The organism is Amphibacillus cookii (genome assembly GCF_016908375.1).
Classification (GTDB): Bacteria; Bacillota; Bacilli; order Bacillales; family Amphibacillaceae; genus Amphibacillus_C; species Amphibacillus_C cookii.
Genome location: NZ_JAFBDS010000001.1, coordinates 631,268 through 648,365, shown reverse-complemented (window position 1 = coordinate 648,365; position 17,098 = coordinate 631,268). Strand labels below are relative to the sequence as shown.

At 36.1% G+C, this 17,098-nt stretch carries 18 protein-coding genes; 6 read left to right on the top strand and 12 right to left on the bottom strand.

Annotated elements, in window-relative coordinates; all coding sequences use genetic code 11:
- Positions 1–142: 142 nt before the first annotated feature.
- Entirely contained in the window at positions 143–478 is a 336-nt protein-coding gene (locus JOE23_RS02855) for a thioredoxin family protein (RefSeq protein WP_204435774.1), read from the top strand.
- 69 nt (positions 479–547) lie between these two features.
- Here JOE23_RS02855 and JOE23_RS02850 read toward each other — a convergent pair whose 3' ends face one another.
- Complete coding sequence (locus JOE23_RS02850; RefSeq protein WP_204435773.1) at positions 548–1,246, bottom strand: CBS domain-containing protein; 699 nt, start codon at positions 1,244–1,246, stop codon at positions 548–550.
- A gap of 450 nt (positions 1,247–1,696) precedes the next feature.
- Between JOE23_RS02850 and JOE23_RS02845 the strand changes: the two genes are divergently transcribed.
- A complete protein-coding gene (locus JOE23_RS02845) occupies positions 1,697–2,176 on the top strand; it encodes a PH domain-containing protein (RefSeq protein WP_204435772.1) in 480 nt (159 codons plus the stop codon).
- Positions 2,166–3,665 carry a PH domain-containing protein gene (locus JOE23_RS02840; protein WP_204435771.1) on the top strand — a complete coding sequence of 500 codons (1,500 nt, stop codon included), beginning with the start codon at positions 2,166–2,168 and terminating at the stop codon, positions 3,663–3,665. The genes JOE23_RS02845 and JOE23_RS02840 overlap by 11 nt, the downstream gene beginning before the upstream one ends.
- Positions 3,666–3,875: 210 nt before the next feature.
- Here the strand turns inward: JOE23_RS02840 and JOE23_RS02835 are convergent, their stop codons facing one another.
- Together JOE23_RS02835 and JOE23_RS02830 are read right to left on the bottom strand one after the other, a co-directional pair.
- Entirely contained in the window at positions 3,876–5,087 is a 1,212-nt protein-coding gene (locus JOE23_RS02835; RefSeq protein WP_204435770.1) for an EAL domain-containing protein, read from the bottom strand.
- A 23-nt stretch (positions 5,088–5,110) separates the two neighbouring features.
- Entirely contained in the window at positions 5,111–5,308 is a 198-nt protein-coding gene (locus JOE23_RS02830) for a hypothetical protein (RefSeq protein ID WP_204435769.1), read from the bottom strand.
- 241 nt (positions 5,309–5,549) lie between these two features.
- Between JOE23_RS02830 and JOE23_RS02825 the strand changes: the two genes are divergently transcribed.
- Positions 5,550–5,735 (top strand): hypothetical protein, encoded by a 186-nt coding sequence (locus tag JOE23_RS02825; protein ID WP_204435768.1) that lies wholly within the window; start codon positions 5,550–5,552, stop codon positions 5,733–5,735.
- 132 nt (positions 5,736–5,867) lie between these two features.
- Here the strand turns inward: JOE23_RS02825 and JOE23_RS02820 are convergent, their stop codons facing one another.
- Positions 5,868–7,406 (bottom strand): hypothetical protein, encoded by a 1,539-nt coding sequence (locus JOE23_RS02820; RefSeq protein ID WP_204435767.1) that lies wholly within the window; start codon positions 7,404–7,406, stop codon positions 5,868–5,870.
- Between the two features lie 368 nt (positions 7,407–7,774).
- Between JOE23_RS02820 and JOE23_RS02815 the strand changes: the two genes are divergently transcribed.
- A complete protein-coding gene (locus tag JOE23_RS02815) occupies positions 7,775–8,293 on the top strand; it encodes a hypothetical protein (RefSeq protein ID WP_204435766.1) in 519 nt (172 codons plus the stop codon).
- 749 nt (positions 8,294–9,042) lie between these two features.
- Positions 9,043–9,420 (top strand): YuzC family spore coat inner layer protein, encoded by a 378-nt coding sequence (locus JOE23_RS02810; RefSeq protein WP_204435765.1) that lies wholly within the window; start codon positions 9,043–9,045, stop codon positions 9,418–9,420.
- A gap of 272 nt (positions 9,421–9,692) precedes the next feature.
- Here JOE23_RS02810 and JOE23_RS02805 read toward each other — a convergent pair whose 3' ends face one another.
- The 8 genes from JOE23_RS02805 to JOE23_RS02770 all read right to left on the bottom strand — a co-directional run bounded on the left by JOE23_RS02805 (position 9,693) and on the right by JOE23_RS02770 (position 17,080).
- Positions 9,693–10,412, bottom strand: a complete 720-nt coding sequence (locus tag JOE23_RS02805) for a M23 family metallopeptidase (RefSeq protein WP_204435764.1) — start codon at positions 10,410–10,412, stop codon at positions 9,693–9,695.
- Between the two features lie 333 nt (positions 10,413–10,745).
- Entirely contained in the window at positions 10,746–10,826 is an 81-nt protein-coding gene (locus tag JOE23_RS17815; RefSeq protein ID WP_338021884.1) for a hypothetical protein, read from the bottom strand.
- 22 nt (positions 10,827–10,848) lie between these two features.
- The gene (locus JOE23_RS02795) at positions 10,849–11,496 is read right to left on the bottom strand and encodes a YczE/YyaS/YitT family protein (RefSeq protein ID WP_204435763.1); all 648 of its coding nucleotides are present in this window, start codon (positions 11,494–11,496) and stop codon (positions 10,849–10,851) included.
- Positions 11,497–11,862: 366 nt separating this feature from the next.
- On the bottom strand, positions 11,863–13,284 hold the full coding sequence (locus JOE23_RS02790; protein ID WP_204435762.1) for a 6-phospho-beta-glucosidase: 1,422 nt from the start codon (positions 13,282–13,284) through the stop codon (positions 11,863–11,865).
- Positions 13,285–13,581: 297 nt separating this feature from the next.
- A complete protein-coding gene (locus JOE23_RS02785; RefSeq protein ID WP_204435761.1) occupies positions 13,582–14,850 on the bottom strand; it encodes a PTS sugar transporter subunit IIC in 1,269 nt (422 codons plus the stop codon).
- Positions 14,851–14,880: 30 nt separating this feature from the next.
- A complete protein-coding gene (locus JOE23_RS02780) occupies positions 14,881–15,189 on the bottom strand; it encodes a PTS sugar transporter subunit IIB (RefSeq protein ID WP_204435760.1) in 309 nt (102 codons plus the stop codon).
- Position 15,190: 1 nt separating this feature from the next.
- Positions 15,191–15,514 carry a PTS lactose/cellobiose transporter subunit IIA gene (locus JOE23_RS02775; protein WP_204435759.1) on the bottom strand — a complete coding sequence of 108 codons (324 nt, stop codon included), beginning with the start codon at positions 15,512–15,514 and terminating at the stop codon, positions 15,191–15,193.
- Between the two features lie 300 nt (positions 15,515–15,814).
- Positions 15,815–17,080, bottom strand: a complete 1,266-nt coding sequence (locus JOE23_RS02770) for a PTS sugar transporter subunit IIC (RefSeq protein WP_204435758.1) — start codon at positions 17,078–17,080, stop codon at positions 15,815–15,817.
- Between the last annotated feature and the right edge of the window lie 18 nt (positions 17,081–17,098).

Genomic DNA, 17,098 nt, shown 5'->3' with positions numbered 1-17,098 from the left:
TTCTTTATGAGATGTTTTTGATTGGGATTTATTATGGAGAAGAAAACCAGAAGAACATTTTACTGTGATAAACGTATAGCTTAGATTTGCTTTTCTCTTAAGAACATGCTTAAATAGCTCTTATTCGAAAGGAGAAGATACGATGACATCATTTATTACTTTAGATACCATTAAAGCGGTTGATCAGTTTATTAATGGTGAACGATTAACTTTTCTTTATCTTTCTAAATCAAATTGTAGTGTATGTATAAGTCTGTTGCCTCAAATCGAAAATGTGTTGCAACGTTATCCAATGATTAAATCGGCATATATCAACATTGAACAGATGCCTCAACTCGCAAGTCGTTTTCAAATATTCACCGTCCCCGTGTTATTATTGTTTATTGACGGAAAAGAATATTTACGCAAAGCACGTATTGTTGGAGTTGATGCATTTAATGATAAAATTAAACGCATAGTGAAACACTTCCCTCAATGACCTAAAGTGAGCTAAATAAACATTTTTCTACGTATTAAGATGCTTATAAAAATAGTTGTACACACACGATTAAGGAATGTCAATTAAATCATGGGGAGATACCATACCTAGTAGCCTTTGATCTGCTTTTCCCTCTTCCGTAATAAGTAAAGCATCTAACCGTTGATGCTTTTTTATGTTATCTATAAATATCGCTTCTGCTTGATAGATATCCATTGTTTTTGGAACAAAACGATAATGACTAACCTTCTTCACATCTTTGGCAATTTCCATTATCTTCGTAGTCGGCCATTGTCCGGCATCACCATTCATCTGTTGAGCAATCCAATGCAAAAGTGTCTTATCTGTCAATAAGCCGATAAATTGGTTGTTTTGATAAACTGGAAACTGAGAATACTCAGTCTCTTTAACCATAGCAAGCACCTCACTTAGTTCTAAATCAGCTTGTACAACTTTTAACGCTTTTTCAAATGTTGGAATAATTTGTTTTGGTGCTGTAATTTGTTCAGCAATCCATTCAATCGCTTGAACCGTATCGATATACGGATCAGCAATAGCATAATTAACTTCTGTACGCTCATGTACAATAGCGTTGCGTAATTCGGAATATTCAAGTAGATCCTGATGATAGCGATTAATGACAGCACTTGTTTTCTTTAATTGATGAACTGCACGATGAAAAGGTATATAACGGTCTTCATTCAAAATTTTGCTAAGATGTTTTTCTATTTTATTAAATGCAATCAAAAAGCGCTCAGCATTTTGCATTAAGGTCACTCCTCGCTAGTTTAGCTTAATCGGTTAAACTGGTTTCCAAATCTGAACAAGCACCTTGCATTTTAGTAGTCGACAAGCGTTATATGTATTAAAACCTTAAAAATATTAAAGAACTATGATGTACTTCTGAAATATCACACATATTATTTTTCTGTTTCATTTTTATTATGATAAGGCATTTAATCATTAGTATAACATGGCACGAGCAAAAAATTCATAAGGTGAATTAAATCATCTCATCTATAACGCCCCCTGATTGCAGGTTCGTTGAGTGAATCTCGACATTAGCGTCCGTTATCACCCACCTCAATCGTTTTGCACTACGCTCTATTTTGAGGGGAGTTACGACCGGTTATCTGTGATAAACCCATTATTACCTAGTTATCTGTGAATAATTGAGCTATAATTGAAAGGATAAAAGATAAAAAGGATGTGTTTTTCTTGCGTTATCCACCAAGTCAAAGGATTGCCCCTTCTGCAATTAAAGTTTGGAAGATACATGGACTTATTTATTCCATTATTTTAATGTTAATCACCATAGGTCTATTTATTACAGCGGCCATGCTTAAGTGGAATTATTGGTTTAGCGGTATAAGTCTTATCTTTACCATCGTTATTGTATTACTAAGCATTATTTTAATTCCTTCACTGCGCTGGCGAAGGTGGCGTTATCAACTTTATGATCAGGAGATTTACATACAACATGGGATCATTATTGTGAAACGAACACTTGTACCGATGGTTCGGGTTCAGCATGTGGATACCAAACAAGGACCAATTTTAAAAAAGTTTAATCTGGCTAACTTAGAGATAACGACGGCAGCAACCACTCATGAAATCCCAGCTTTAAGTGAAGCAGAAGCTGAGCAATTGCGTGATCAAATATCAATATTGGCTAGGGTGGAACAAGATGACATTTGAACCTAGACGTCTTCATATTGCTGCCATTATTTTTATATTTTTCAAAACAATGAAAGAAACGATTTTATTACTATTTTCACTTATTATTATTTTTGGTCGAGAACAATTTTTCACTTACTTATTGATTGCAACTATTGCAATCGCATGTTCGATCATCATATATAGCTGGTTAAATTGGTTAAGATTTACTTATTCGCTTAATCAAAATGAGTTGAAGATTGAGCGTGGGATTATCATTCGCAAAAAACGAACCATTTCTAAGCATCGCATCCAGTCCATTCATTTAAGTCAAAATATTATTCACCGACTGCTTGGGTTAACAGAGTTACAAATTGAAACAGCAGGTAGTGATATTAATGTCGATGCTAAGTTGACTGCTATTTCCATTGAGGAAGCACACGCACTTAGAAATCAACTAAAGTTTGATCAGCAAGATCAAAGCGGAACAGAAACTACTAACACTTATGACTATGATTATATCCTTGAACAACAAGTGCCAAAATATGAAGCCAGTTACAAGCGATTATTTGCTTTCGGCTCCACGTCTGGTGGCTTCGGTGTCATTATAAGTATTTTACTTTTTGGCATTTCAGAAGCTGAACTATTTATCCCAGATGACATTTATCAATCAACAACAGCTTGGCTTTTAACCCAAGCATTGGGAACCTTAATCGCACTGTCAATGATTCTATTTATATTAATGTGGCTTTTAGGTGTACTAGGTTCGATTATCAAATACGGAGACTTTACTGTCGTTCGATATGAAAAAGAACTCTATATAACAAGAGGACTCTGGGAAAAAAAACAACTGTCGATCCCACTTAATCGTATTCAAGCAGTTGGCATTAAACAAAATATCATAAGGCTACCTTTTCAATTAGCTACCGTTTACCTGGAAGTTGCAGGAGGAGAAGTCGATCAAAGTGAAAATATGCGAACGATTATCTTTCCACTTATTAAAAAATCTGAAATTCAGGCATTTCTAACCACGATGCTACCTGAGTATCAATACACTATGCCAGATCTACACCCTGTGTCTAGGCGGTTATTTTATTATCAATGGTGTCAACTGTTAGTAGGATTATCTGTAACGCTTGCCGTTACTCTATTATTTGCTCGACCGTTCTGGTGGATTAACGGTCTGTTATTACTAATGGGTAGTATCTACTTTTACTTGAATTACCGGATGGCAGGCGCTCATTTAACCAAACAGCAATTAACGATCCAATCGATGTTACTCCTATCTCGAGAGACCGTATTTTTAAAACGAGATCGTATTCAAGCGCTTGAATTGAAACAAAGTCTGCTTCAGAAAAGACTTGATATAGCAACTATCCGAGCTTCAATCTTAAATAACTTTATAGGAAGGCACTATACAGTTAGCGGCATTAAACAATCGATTCACAGCGACATTACCGAGTGGTATTCATACCGGGGTGATTATTCACTGAATCAAGTTGGCATCGATTTAAATACCGAAAAAAAATAATAAACTAGCATGTGAAGCCAAATCACAACAACGCATGTCATTACGATTTGGCTTCACATTTTCTTTTATTTGATCACATATACGTTAGAGCAAAAGTCTCAATTATTACCCTTCTTCATGTGAAATTTAGTATCTAAATGTATACATGATGATTCATTAACAATACCGTTTACTATCGTATCAATCTAAATGTATCTGTTGTTACCTAACCTAAATTAAGAAACAATCATTCTTATATATGAAACGATAAGCTATATCGATAAAGATAAAATAATCCTTTGATAAAGGGAAGCTTAAGGTTCGAATCCGTTCACGTGTTTCAATATCTGCATAAATCTCTGACAACATCGCGCGATTCCACAGTCGCATGTGCATCATGTTTGTTAAATAATAAGGACGAAAAGCCCAGTTTGCCCCTATATAATCACTTTCAAAAAACCATTGATTAGATCTTTTATGATAGTTTGCTGATATCTGCTCACCATTACTGTCACAAATATAAATGCGGAAGCTTTCATTATGAAAGACTTCGCCTACTTTTTCTAAAAATGGATTAACTTCGTTTAATTGCCACCATACATTTACAAGCTCTATTAACTGTTTTTCCCAATCAAGTATCCAGTTTAGACGTGTCTCAACTAACTGTTTTTGACGCTTTACAAAGCTAGCTGTTTTTTGTGAGATATCGACCGCAATCGTTGAATGATCTAGATTACCACTATGTATATCGGACAAATAAAAGCCTTGATAATAACGACCACCATGTTTCCATGCATAGTAGTGTAGGAAATCATCTTCAATATTATCAAATAATAGTGCCGCGCCAATCCGTTCAGCCAATTGTTCAAAGGAATAGATAATATCATCATAGCCCTTTGAATCATAGCTACCTATAATACGTGTATTCATTTTTAACACATTAGGCTCTAGTTGTCTGATCCGATCTAAATTAGCTGTTCTAGCACCTAATTGATCAATTGCTATTTGAATACCACAGCTTTTGTAATAAAGTAAAAGGTGATACAGCTGGTCATAATAGATGTCTAAATCTTGTTCTTTTATTTGTACAATGATTCTTTGCAATGGAAAACCCGCTTCATCAAAAGCATTTAATCGCTCAAGTAATGGTTCTCCATCATCAATTAACCATTCTTCTGCCGTCCAATTAATCATTAAGAACAGCGAAGGATAGTGAGAGAGTTGAGATAATGCTTGCGTTAATACATGTTGATTCACTTCTAATTTGTATTCCGCAGGCACTTCCTCATCATTAAAAAAAGAAGCTAAACTGATGAGTCGATTTCCCTCAACTCGTCTTGCAAACAGTTCATAGCCAGCAATTTCATGGGTCACTGCACTGACAAAAGGTTGATAAGCAGGTACAATATCATTCAGTTTATCCATTAGCTCCATTGAGTCCATTTAAAATCCCCCAAAACAATCTTTTACTCGGTTTGCATATTGATTTTTTTGAAATAAAAATAAAGGAGTACATTGAGTACCACACCTATAAATAAAATAAAAAGGACTGATATCGTCATCATATTAAACCCGTACTCGATCATACTAAATATTAAGAAAAAAATAATTAACAACAATTGAAAACTAGCCATGTATATAAAACGATGATACTTTTTGAACATGTTTTGGCACTCCTTAATCTATTACTTATATCTATTATAGCATGATTATTAATATTTTATCTATTAATACTATGAAAAAACGCTATTGAAAAATTGAAAAGAGCGCTTTTACAGTTTCATTTGTCAACTATAATCATCCAACTTGACAATTGTTATATAATAATAAAGGTAGTAGGTTTTAGTTAATAATACCTAGGCAGGAAATTCTAAATCTGTCTCTATTACCGAAAGGAGTAGCATTATGTCATCTATAGCTATTCTCGCTGCTGCCATTTTCTTTTTCTTGGCCGCCACGACCAGTCTTTTTATGTTTATAAAGGGATATGGAAAGAGCTATTTGATTATTACATTGATCACACTTATACTTGTTTACTTAATTTTCGGTTTATCAGAATTAAGCACGGATGCATTAACATTTTATTTTTAAACTGATGAACTTTAAAACTTTGCTTGCTCATATCAATAAAATATAATAGCTACCTCCCAACGTTAGCGGTTGTCTAACGTTGGGAGGTAGCTTTTCACGCAAATAAAATGAATTTTTTTGACTTGATCAACATCAAATAACAAATAATGAAATCATTAAACCAATAACACCAATAGCACTAATGATATACACTGTTTTAATCGGCATCTTCCCGCCATCTTTCATTGCCTTTCCAAACATGAAAAAGACAACCGGGTGAACAAGAAATGGCATAGAAAAGATAAATGGAATCAGATTAGCCGACTCTGCGCCAAACATCCCCTCTTGAATAGCTGCAAATAAACCAAAGTGTGAAATTGCAGATGCTTGCGCCATACCAGAATAATCAAAAGCAATCGTACTTAATGTTAATAAAAGCAAACCACCAAATACAGCTACAAGTTGCCAGCCAAACGAAAATTGCATCAGTGCTTTAATCTCTTTGGCATCATCATGATTAGCAATTCGCAAATGTTTTAAAGCCAAAATGGTGAAAGCAAGTCCAACCGCAACAATTAATAGTGATGGCCAAATCCATAGCGCTCCATTTTCTGCACTTATCGCTAATACTGAAAAAACAAAAACATGACCAAAAAACGGAATATTAATCATAATCGGTGCTCGACTCGCCGCCTCGGCTCCTAAATCGCCTGCAGTACAAGCACCTGTCAGTCCCGAATGTGACAGTGCACCAGCCATTCCAGGCGCTAAATTTCTAACATGATTTGTTTTAGCAAAAAACATTAAAACGGCAATACCACCAAACATAAAGAACAATTGACCAAAGAAACCATAAGAAAGGACAGCACCCATACCTTCAATGGTAAAAGCCTCTCCGATTCTTGATCCTCCAACCATAAAATTACCTGCTAAAACAACAGGAATCCCAGCAAATAATAGCGCTTTAATGGTTGGTCCAAATGACCACCGATAAAGAATAGCGCCTGCCAAAGCAGAGACAATCATTGCAAAGAAAATTTGTGGTAGTGCAATCAAGGGTTCAATCGTTTCAGCTATCAAATAAGCTGCATACAAAACAAATATAATACCAACAATTTCTAAAATCCCTTTTCTAATATATAAGGACTTATTGGTAATCGTCGCGCGATTATCGATAAAAATAATGGACCCAACAATACCTATATAGGCAATTAAAGGATAGACATCACTTAATGAACTTGTACTGGTTCCTATTAATGTTCTTGTGGCACCCTCTATGCCAATTAACAAAAAGAATGCACGAATAATCATGACAATTTGAGTCCGCGTTGTTCCTAATACTGCTTCTTGCGATGACGGGATCACCATTTCTTCATTTTTCAGGGGCTTATTCGAGAAAATCTTTCTTAGCTCTTGCCCACCAACAAAGAACGATACGATTAACGCAATAATCGTTGATGATGCCACCATATTAACCATCGGAAATGCAGTTATTCCTGGTTCTGCAACCCCCGTATGCACGAGAATATACCCCATTGACAAACCAAAGATAACAATAATTAAAATAGGTGAATAACGCGTACCAGCAACAACTGTCCGTGCAATAAGCACCATCGGAATAATTAAAAATAAAGTAATCCAAAATTGATTCAATAAATTTAAACTAGCAAATTGCTCAACCAATAATTCCATTTCATACCTCCATGACAATAATGTAAATGCTTGCATAAATAGCTTACGTGATTTAGTTTACTTTGTAAACTAAAAACTTAATAAAATACTTCTTTAATCAGTGGGCGATTTACGGACGGTTTGTCTGATGATGCCAATCACTCAAGTTTTATTATATAGCTATTGCAGAACTTTATTACTCAACTTTCGCACACTGAAAATAGTCATTCAACCTTCTCATACGTTTAGCACGTTATTTCGTTCCGAAAAGCATGGATTCGCTTTTCGCGTGGATGCCTCATAGCCGTCAAGCTAAGCAGTAAGATTTAAAACAACAGAAAAATACGGTACCCTAACAGAAAAGAAATATTTATTTGGAGGGGTTTACGATGCATTTCACGAAGAAAATGGAGCCATTTATTCAAGCTGTTCATCAGGTGTTATCTGTTTCTGAGGTACGTCAATGGGCGCGTGAAACAGGTTTTGTTCAACGTGAAAATAAATTAATGCCAGAGGATTTCTTAAGTATCTGTGCCTTTTTACAAAAAACAGTAGGCGCTGAAGGATTGAGCAAGCTTTGTGCAACAATCACGCGATTATCTGGTACGGATATTTCGAAACAAGCCTTACATCAACGTTCCAATGAGAAAGGTGTTGCCTTTTTGAAGGGTATTTTTCTTCAGTTAGCTGAACGGCAGGAGCTTGCACCAATGTGTATCGACCTTGCGAAAAGCGCCATTGAAGATGAGAAAGGACAGCCATTGCATGATATCTCTTCACTTCGTGCACTGATGAAGAATATTTATCAAAATGTATACCGACATGGAAGGAAAGATCTTCGCTATCAGCATAAGAGTCCTTTTGACATCTTAAATCTTACTTATGAACGAACTTTCAAAGCAGTATAGATGAATATTTGGGTTTTGCCAAAGCTTATTGTTTTTTAACTTTGTTGATTGGAGAGGAAGGCATTCGACTCCTGCGGGAAAAGCGAAGACGATGAGACCCCACAGTGAGCGTTCTGTGCGAACGAGGAGGCTCAGCGCGAGCCCGCGGAAAGCGAATGCCTGGATCGCAAATCAACAGCCACTTTTAACAGCGTAATATTTTTAAAAAAGCAACAAAGTGGTTTTACTAATCATGTACCGAATTGGAAAATAATATAATTTCGTGTAAAAATTATACGCTCTAGACTTGCTTTTTCTGTAATTGATCCTTAGCTTGACGGCTATGGGGGATGTCTCACCCCTTGCTTATCTCCACTTAGACGGGTGATTCATACTGAATGCGATTTCTCCATTTTGCGTGCGATCGCGGATTCATGCGGTTTCCTGAGTAAGCCCAACCGCACGAAATAAAGCACTATTTAGCAGGTGAGTGTGTAGACTCCGGTGGGAGTAGCTCAAGCCACGCCCACGGAAAGCGGAACATAGCTCATCGGCGAGTCTAAGTTGAGTTTATTAGTTAAATAATTAATAACGATAGCACAATCAGCATAAACTCTATAATGAATACCTCTCAAAATACAATAACTATTACACCATTGATTTATACCATATATTTAACCCCGGTTCTATGCTTACTTATGATGGATTTAGGATTAACACAAGCTTTTTGGGTATTCGCAAACAATAAATGCAATATCAGGAGGTTCATTATGTATTACAGACCTATTGTTTCCTCTTATCCTCCGTCTATGTTTAGATATTATCCCTCTTATTCAGTACTCAATCAATATCGAGAGTATCCAGCAGTTGATACAAGTATGTTTCAGCAGTCAATATCGACATTGAAAGCGATTTCCAATGAACCAATTATGATTTTAGATAAGTTATCTGATCAGACTTTTAGTCATCAATTAATAACAGCAGCACAAGCAGATAAATCTGACGATGTTAACCGTCTGCTTCAATCAATCGGAACAACCAGTGATGTAACAGCAAGCTATAACCCAACAGGCATTTCAATAACCATCAGAAGTGATCAAAGTGTATCATGTTGTCATTTTATCATCTATCTGAGATGGGGACGATAAGTCCTCCTCTCAGATCGTCGTACGAATCTCTGATACATAACTGTTTTACTGGAATAAAACGAACCTTCAATCAGTGGGATTTTCGTTCTTCTCCCACTGAGGGTTAGTTGAGTGAATCAGGGCATTAGTGTCCATTATCATCCACCTAAATAGATTTAACGCTATTCTCTATTTTGAGGTGGGTGTTTTACGGACGGTTATCTGTGATAAATTAAATAATGTTTTAACAAAATACCTCTTTTCTGTAGCAGTGCAAATTATTATTACATCCGTCATTCGTTTAGCCTTGGACTGACGACCGCATTAGCCCTCGGAAAAGCTTTTTTTACAATAGTTGGCTCGCTATTCCCTTTTCCCCACTGATTAAACGCATTAAAGTAAAGGGGAACCCCCTTTGTATTAGAAAAATTTAAACTTGTCATCGCTTGAATATGAATATGAGGTTGCGTTGAGTTACCTGAATTCCCGCAATTTGCAATATGTTCGCCTTCTGATACATGATCTCCCTCTTTTACTAAAAGCGAATCCAACTGTAAATGGACGATTGCGATATATACATCTGAATGATTTGGTGAAATAATTATATAGTTGCCAGCAATTGCAGCAGGACCTTTGCGAATTCTTTCATTTTGCTTGGCTGCATAAGGTATTAATGTAAGCAGTGAGCGACGCGCTTCATGATCTGGTTCTCCATTATGAATACTAACTATTTTTCCTGAAACAGGTGAAACAACAGGCTTCCCAAATGCATAGAAAATTTCAGGCGATTCTGTCCCAATAAAAGTTCGCCAACTTACTTCAGGGCTTGTGCGATTCTGTTCATCGACAGCCATAAAGTCGATAGCATATCCTACACCAAACATGTCTGTGCCATGACTTGGTATTTGTTTTGCAGGAGTTGATCCTACTAACCATCTCCCCGTAAAAGGAAGAGATCCTGTTACTCCCAAAACATTATTATTTGATGTATCACTTGACTCATAATCATACATATCGAACACCATCTCTATAATAGCAACATTAAAATTGCCTAGATTTTTTTGGTTACACGCTCACCTTTAGCAAACCAAAGTGAATTCACTGTCGACACACTACAAACTAATATTCGCCAAACATAGTCATCAGTTTTGACAGCGATTCCAAATAACAAAGAAATATTCAGGATTATTATGGAAAATAATCATAAAATAAACCTTTAATTAGTAGGCGTTTTACTGGATGGTTAGCTGTAATAAATAAAAGTAGCTTTCAATCTTGCACTATTTTCTGTGATACTTGAAATCCATTCACTGCTTAATTCCACATAATTTATTTAAATGACCAGCCTACTTTTCAGCATCCGTTTGGTATCCCGTCTCATCAACAAATGTTAAAAATTCCTGATTGGGAACCGTATATGCGTCAATATAAAAGCTATCAACTCTAGATTTATATTGATTTGTTTTTAGCTACTAAAACATCATATCTCTGTAAAAACGGCTCGGAAATGCATTTATTGTAAAAGGTCACCATTGGGCCTAATGATACGGCAATCAATAATGTACCCACGCCAACAACCGCACCAAAAAGAGAACCGATAACTACAGCTAATATATCAACCGCTAATCTTGCTTTTGTAAAAGAAATACTTTCATTTAACATTTTCATAATGATCAATGGTAGTGCATCATAGGGCGCCACCCCTAATTGAGCAGTTATATAGAGGGATAAACCAAAGCTTGCGATCATGATCCCTATCAAAAGTAAAAGCAACTTGACGGTGATAGACGGTTGACCAACATTTAATTGGTTATAACTGTATACGATAAAATCAGCAATAAAGCCAATAGCAACCATATTTACAATCGTTCCCAATCCAATTAAATGTCTACCATAGACAATAATAATAATAAACAATAGAGCATTAAACAACAGCTGGTAAAAACCTAATGAAAGACCGAGTGTTGCACTAATCCCCAAATTCATCGTAGCAAACGGATCTGTACCTAGCTCAGCTATAATGAATATCCCTACCGCTAAGCCTAATAAGAGATTACCGATTAACATCATAAATAGTTTAGCTTGTATTTTGTTCATTTAATTTTTCCCTTCGTCATGAGATATCTTTTAAACATCAGTTACAACATTCATTATAACTGATTTAGAAAAATAATGTCCAAAAGTAGGAGATTGGCATAATAATTAATAGCGCCGGTAGCATGTTAGCAATAGGGAAAAGCTTTATCACAGATAACCGTCCGTAAAACATCCACTTCAAAATAGAGAAAGCCATAGATAACGTGCGTTTTGTTTTAGCCAGTTTGGTATTTTATCACGCATATAGCTCCTATTAGTTGGTCCTATTGGCATTTTAACCGCTCCCTTCTGATTTTTTTCTCTCTTACACCTTTACCTCAATCATAAAAAACATGCTAAGTGAGCCTTAGCATGTTTTCCTGTCTATTATAATTGTTCCCCGTTTGTTTCGATGACTTTCTTATACCAGTCAAACGATTTTTTCTTATAACGTTTACCTGTACCATTACCCTCGTTATCACGATCAACGTAGATAAAACCGTAACGTTTCTTCATTTCGCCAGTCCCTGCACTAACAAGATCAATACAACCCCATGACGTATAGCCGAGTAATTCAACACCATCATCAACGGCTTCGATCATTTGTTTTAGATGTTCGCGCATATAGTCAATCCGATAATCATCTTCTACCGTACCATCTTTTAATTCATCAACTGCCCCAAGACCATTCTCTACAATAAATAATGGTTTCTGATAGCGATCATACATATTATTCATCGTCACACGTAAGCCAACAGGATCAATTTGCCAGCCCCATTCAGATGCTTCTAAATGTGGATTCTTTAATGACTTAAACGCATTTCCTGCTGTATCATCCTTATATTTTTCTGGGTCAGCACTCGTTAATCGTGATGAATAGTAAGAGAATGAAATAAAGTCAACTGTGTATTGCTTTAATAATTCTCCATCTCCTTGTTCCATTTCAAGGTCCACACCAAGTTCCTTAAACATTCGGTTTGTATAAGAAGGATATTCACCACGTGATTGAACATCAATGAAGAAGTACTGTTTGCGATTATCATGAACGGCTTTCATCATATCTTCTGGATGACAAGAATACGGATATACCTCACCAGCTGCTAACATACAGCCAATCATGAAATCCTCACCATTAATTTCTTTTGCTGCTTTTGTCGCCAAACTTGACGCAACCAATTGATGGTGTGCTGCTTGGAATTTCACTTGATCTGCATTCTCATCTTCACCAATCATTAAACCACCACCGAAAAATGGGATGTGCAGTAACATATTAATTTCATTAAAAGTCAACCAATATTTCACTTTATCTTTATAGCGCTCAAGTACCACCTTAGCATAACGCTCATAAAATCCAATTAGCTTACGATTTCGCCAACCACCATATTCTGTTGTTAGATATAGAGGTGTATCAAAATGATTTAGTGTAACTAATGGTTCAATACCATATTTTTGGCACTCAGCAAATAAATCATCATAAAACTTTAGCCCCGCTTCGTTTGGTTCTGTCTCATCACCTTTTGGAAAAATACGTGGCCATGAAATAGACGTACGAAAAACTTTGAAGCCCATTTCTGCAAAAAGCTTAATATCTTCTTTGTACGTATGATAAAAATCAATCGCTTCATGACTTGGATAGTGATCATAAGTTGTATTTAGGGCTTTATTAGGGTTTGCTAATGCATCCCAGCGTTGTTTCCCAGATGGCAATACGTCTACTAACGCCATTCCCTTTCCATCTTCTTTATATGCACCTTCAGCTTGATTGGCTGCGATCGCACCGCCCCATAAAAAATCTTTTTGTAATGGCATATTAGATTCCTCCTAAGTAATTTATCTTCTCTATTTTTAGTATAGGTAACTTGTTTACTAATGAAAAGGATAACAAATGAAATTGTTGTCACAATTAAATGTAACATGTTACATTTAATAACTTTAATATATTTACCTAAAAAGGTACTCATGGACAGTGATGATAGATCTAAATAGGTTTCATACAAAGCTCTATCCTCATAAGTATAATATTGCACAAAACCGAATGATTTTTATAAAATAATATCATTCGGTTTTGCTTACTGTATTTACTTTTCGCTAATAATTGCGTTAAATTTATTGTTTAGCAGCTTCTTGTTCGTCAGCATATGCTTGCTTATCGATCACACGGAAGAACGGATAGTATATTAAAGCTGTGACAACAATCATCAAAATTTGCACGATGAGGATAACAAAACCACCTTGCAAAATAGCGTTAAAGAAAGCTGGTGTACCTAGTGGCAAGTGTGCCCCTGCCAATTTCGTAATCATTCCTGATGCCATTAAGAAGTAAGGAATAATGACAGCAGTTAAAGGTGCTAGTACAAATGGAATCGCCAAATATGGGTTTAAGACGATTGGCAAACCAAAGATCAGTGGTTCATTAATTCCGAAAATGGTACCAGGTAACGAAATCTTACCCAATGTTCGATATCGCTTACTTTTTGCCATAAAGGTCATAATTATCGCTAAACCTAGAGTCGCACCAGATCCACCTAGTAACATAAACAGTTGAGCAAATGCTGTATTAACAATATTCGGCAACTCTTGACCCGCTGCGATCGCATCTAAGTTTTCCACACCTAACGGCATCCAAATACTTAAATAAATAGGTAAGATAACAAGCATACCGTGAATTCCAAGTAACCACAGGATGTGAATTACTAATGTCATTGCAATTAATGACCAGAAACCTCCACCTAGATTTTGCATTGGTGTTTGAATAAATGCATAAACAAATTGGTGCATACTTTCAAATGCTGTCATTCTGAAGAGAAAAGCAACAATCGTAAAGAGAACAACAATTAAAATACCTGGAACTAAACCAGTAAACGTTTTGGCAACTGTCGGTGGCACACCATCTGGCATTTTGATTGTAATCCCCTTATTGACAATAAAGACATACAAGCGTGCACTAATCAGACCAACAATAATTGCAACAAACAAACCTTGCGCACCTAAAAATTGAAACGGTAAAACCGTTGCATCTTCCATAACCCCAGTTGGTGTTAATACAAAAAATGACATAAGTGCTATTAATCCAGCTGGTGCGCCATCTTTATCAAATGTACCCGCTAAACGAAAGGCGATAAAGAAGACGGCATAGACTGCTACCATATCGGTGGTATACTGAGCCGGTAATTCCAATAATTCTTTAAGGCCAGTATTTGTAATAAAATTTTGGTAGGCTTCAAATTGCATCCCACTTAATAATGTTGAAAAGGCACCAATAATAAGTGCGGGTAACGCTGACATCAAACCGTCTGAAATGGCTTTTAAATAACGATTTGAGCTAATTTTACCTGCAACAGATTGTAGCTTTTGTTGAAAACCTGTAATAGCCATAATAAATTTCCCCCTTAATTATGTTATAGATTAATTTATTAAATCAAGCGCCCAATCGAGCACTTTTTCACCATTCATTGTGCCGTAGTCTAAACTATTAATGACTTCAACAGGGATACCATTTGCGCCCCCATATTGTTTCGTATAGTCATCTTTTAAATAAGACACTTGTGGACCCAAAAGTAAAACATCTGCATCCTCGATATGTGTCTTAATATCTCCACCTGAGGTAGCCGCAATTTTAATTTCTTCATTTTTTGATTCTGCTGCTTTCTCCATTTTGTTAACTAACATACTTGTTGACATCCCTGCTGCACATACTAATAAAATGTTTTTCATTTTAATTCCCTCCTGAAATTTCATTTATCTTTTTATTTAAATCAATAATTTCTAATGTTAAGTCTCGAACGGTCATCGCATTCATTAAGTGATCTTGTGCATGAACCATTAGCAGTGAAATCTCTGTAGTTTCACCTCTGGATTCTGCTTGAATTAAATCCGTTTGAATCCGATGCGCTTTGTTTAGCTCTTCATTTGCCTCTTCTACTAACTGTTCAGCCTCTTCGAAATTTGCTTTTTTGGCAGCAGCCATTGCTCGCATTGCAGCACTTCTAGCATTGCCTCCATGTATGATTATCCCCATTACCACTTCTTGATTTTCCAACTGCGTATCCTCCCTTGTTAGCTCGTTTATCTATCTTAATTACACTATACAATTAAAACGTTTTCATCTAAAGCGAGTGTTTTTCCACTATAAGAGGAAGTGAGGTAGAGTTAGTCATTTTCCACTATTAGCGGAAGTAAGTTAGGTTAAAGTTAGAAATATTAAATGAATTAAAGCTAACAGCCCTCTCTAAAGATTATTTGATTTAAACCAAACGTTTATATTCGCTATACTTCTTATCTGCTAACATAGCAAAAAAGTAGGCTAGTCATAGACTAACCTACTTATAAGAAAATATTCTTATTGTTCTGCTGCTTTTTCTTCCGCAAGGGCTTGCTTATCAATCACACGGAAAAATGGATAGTAAACTAACGCAGTGACAACAATCATCAAAATTTGCACGATGAGGATAACAAAACCACCTTGCAAAATAGCGTTAAAGAAAGCTGGTGTACCTAGTGGCAAGTGTGCCCCTGCCAATTTCGTAATCATCCCTGATGCCATTAAGAAGTAAGGAATAATGACAGCAGTTAAAGGTGCTAGTACAAATGGAATCGCCAAATATGGGTTTAAGACGATTGGCAAACCAAAGATCAGTGGTTCATTGATTCCAAATATCGAGCCCGGTAAAGCAATCTTACCTAACATTCGATATCGCTTACTTTTCGCCATAAAGGTCATAATTATCGCTAAACCTAGAGTCGCACCAGATCCACCTAGTAACATAAACAGTTGAGCAAATGCTGTATTAACAATATTCGGCAACTCTTGACCCGCTGCCATTGCATCTAAGTTTTCCACACCTAACGGCATCCAAATACTTAAATAAATAGGTAGAATAACTAGCATACCATGGATACCAAGTAACCAAAGGATGTGAATCACTAATGTCATCGCAATTAATGACCAGAAACCACCACCTAGATTTTGCATTGGTGTTTGAATAAAGGAATAGACAAATTGGTGCATACTTTCAAATGCTGTCATTCTGAAAAGAAAGCTGACAATCGTAAAGAGAACAACAATTAAGATCCCTGGTACTAAACCAGTAAATGTTTTGGCAACCGTCGGTGGCACACCATCTGGCATTTTGATTGTAATCCCCTTATTGACAATAAAGACATACAAGCGTGCACTAATTAAACCAACGATAATCGCAACAAACAAACCTTGTGCACCTAAAAATTGAAACGGTAAAACGGATGTATCTTCCATAACCGCAGTTGGTGTTAATACAAAAAATGACATAAGTGCTATTAATCCTGCTGGTGCACCATCTTTATCAAATGCACCTGCTAAACGAAAGGCGATAAAGAAGACGGCATAGACTGCTACCATATCAGTGGTATACTGAGCCGGTAATTCTAATAATTCTTTAAGTCCAGTATTGGTAATAAAATTTTGATAGGCTTCAAATTGCATCCCACTTAATAATGTTGAAAAGGCACCAATAATAAGTGCGGGTAATGCTGACATTAAACCATCTGAAACGGCTTTTAAATACTTATTCGAACTAATTTTACCTGCAACAGACTGTAGCTTTTGTTGAAAACCTGAGATAGCCATAATTTACTTCCTCCTTTT

Coding starts and splice junctions, on each gene's coding strand:
- JOE23_RS02855 (WP_204435774.1), top strand. CDS start 143: ATGACATCATTTATTACTTTAGATACCATTAAAGCGGTTGATCAGTTT.
- JOE23_RS02780 (WP_204435760.1), bottom strand. CDS start 15,189: ATGAAAAACATTTTATTAGTATGTGCAGCAGGGATGTCAACAAGTATG.
- JOE23_RS02795 (WP_204435763.1), bottom strand. CDS start 11,496: ATGAACAAAATACAAGCTAAACTATTTATGATGTTAATCGGTAATCTC.
- JOE23_RS02805 (WP_204435764.1), bottom strand. CDS start 10,412: ATGTATGATTATGAGTCAAGTGATACATCAAATAATAATGTTTTGGGA.
- JOE23_RS02815 (WP_204435766.1), top strand. CDS start 7,775: ATGCATTTCACGAAGAAAATGGAGCCATTTATTCAAGCTGTTCATCAG.
- JOE23_RS02825 (WP_204435768.1), top strand. CDS start 5,550: ATGTCATCTATAGCTATTCTCGCTGCTGCCATTTTCTTTTTCTTGGCC.
- JOE23_RS02770 (WP_204435758.1), bottom strand. CDS start 17,080: ATGGCTATCTCAGGTTTTCAACAAAAGCTACAGTCTGTTGCAGGTAAA.
- JOE23_RS02820 (WP_204435767.1), bottom strand. CDS start 7,406: ATGGAATTATTGGTTGAGCAATTTGCTAGTTTAAATTTATTGAATCAA.
- JOE23_RS02810 (WP_204435765.1), top strand. CDS start 9,043: ATGTATTACAGACCTATTGTTTCCTCTTATCCTCCGTCTATGTTTAGA.
- JOE23_RS02830 (WP_204435769.1), bottom strand. CDS start 5,308: ATGTTCAAAAAGTATCATCGTTTTATATACATGGCTAGTTTTCAATTG.
- JOE23_RS02790 (WP_204435762.1), bottom strand. CDS start 13,284: ATGCCATTACAAAAAGATTTTTTATGGGGCGGTGCGATCGCAGCCAAT.
- JOE23_RS02850 (WP_204435773.1), bottom strand. CDS start 1,246: ATGCAAAATGCTGAGCGCTTTTTGATTGCATTTAATAAAATAGAAAAA.
- JOE23_RS02785 (WP_204435761.1), bottom strand. CDS start 14,850: ATGGCTATTACAGGTTTTCAACAAAAGCTACAATCTGTTGCAGGTAAA.
- JOE23_RS02840 (WP_204435771.1), top strand. CDS start 2,166: ATGACATTTGAACCTAGACGTCTTCATATTGCTGCCATTATTTTTATA.
- JOE23_RS02835 (WP_204435770.1), bottom strand. CDS start 5,087: ATGGACTCAATGGAGCTAATGGATAAACTGAATGATATTGTACCTGCT.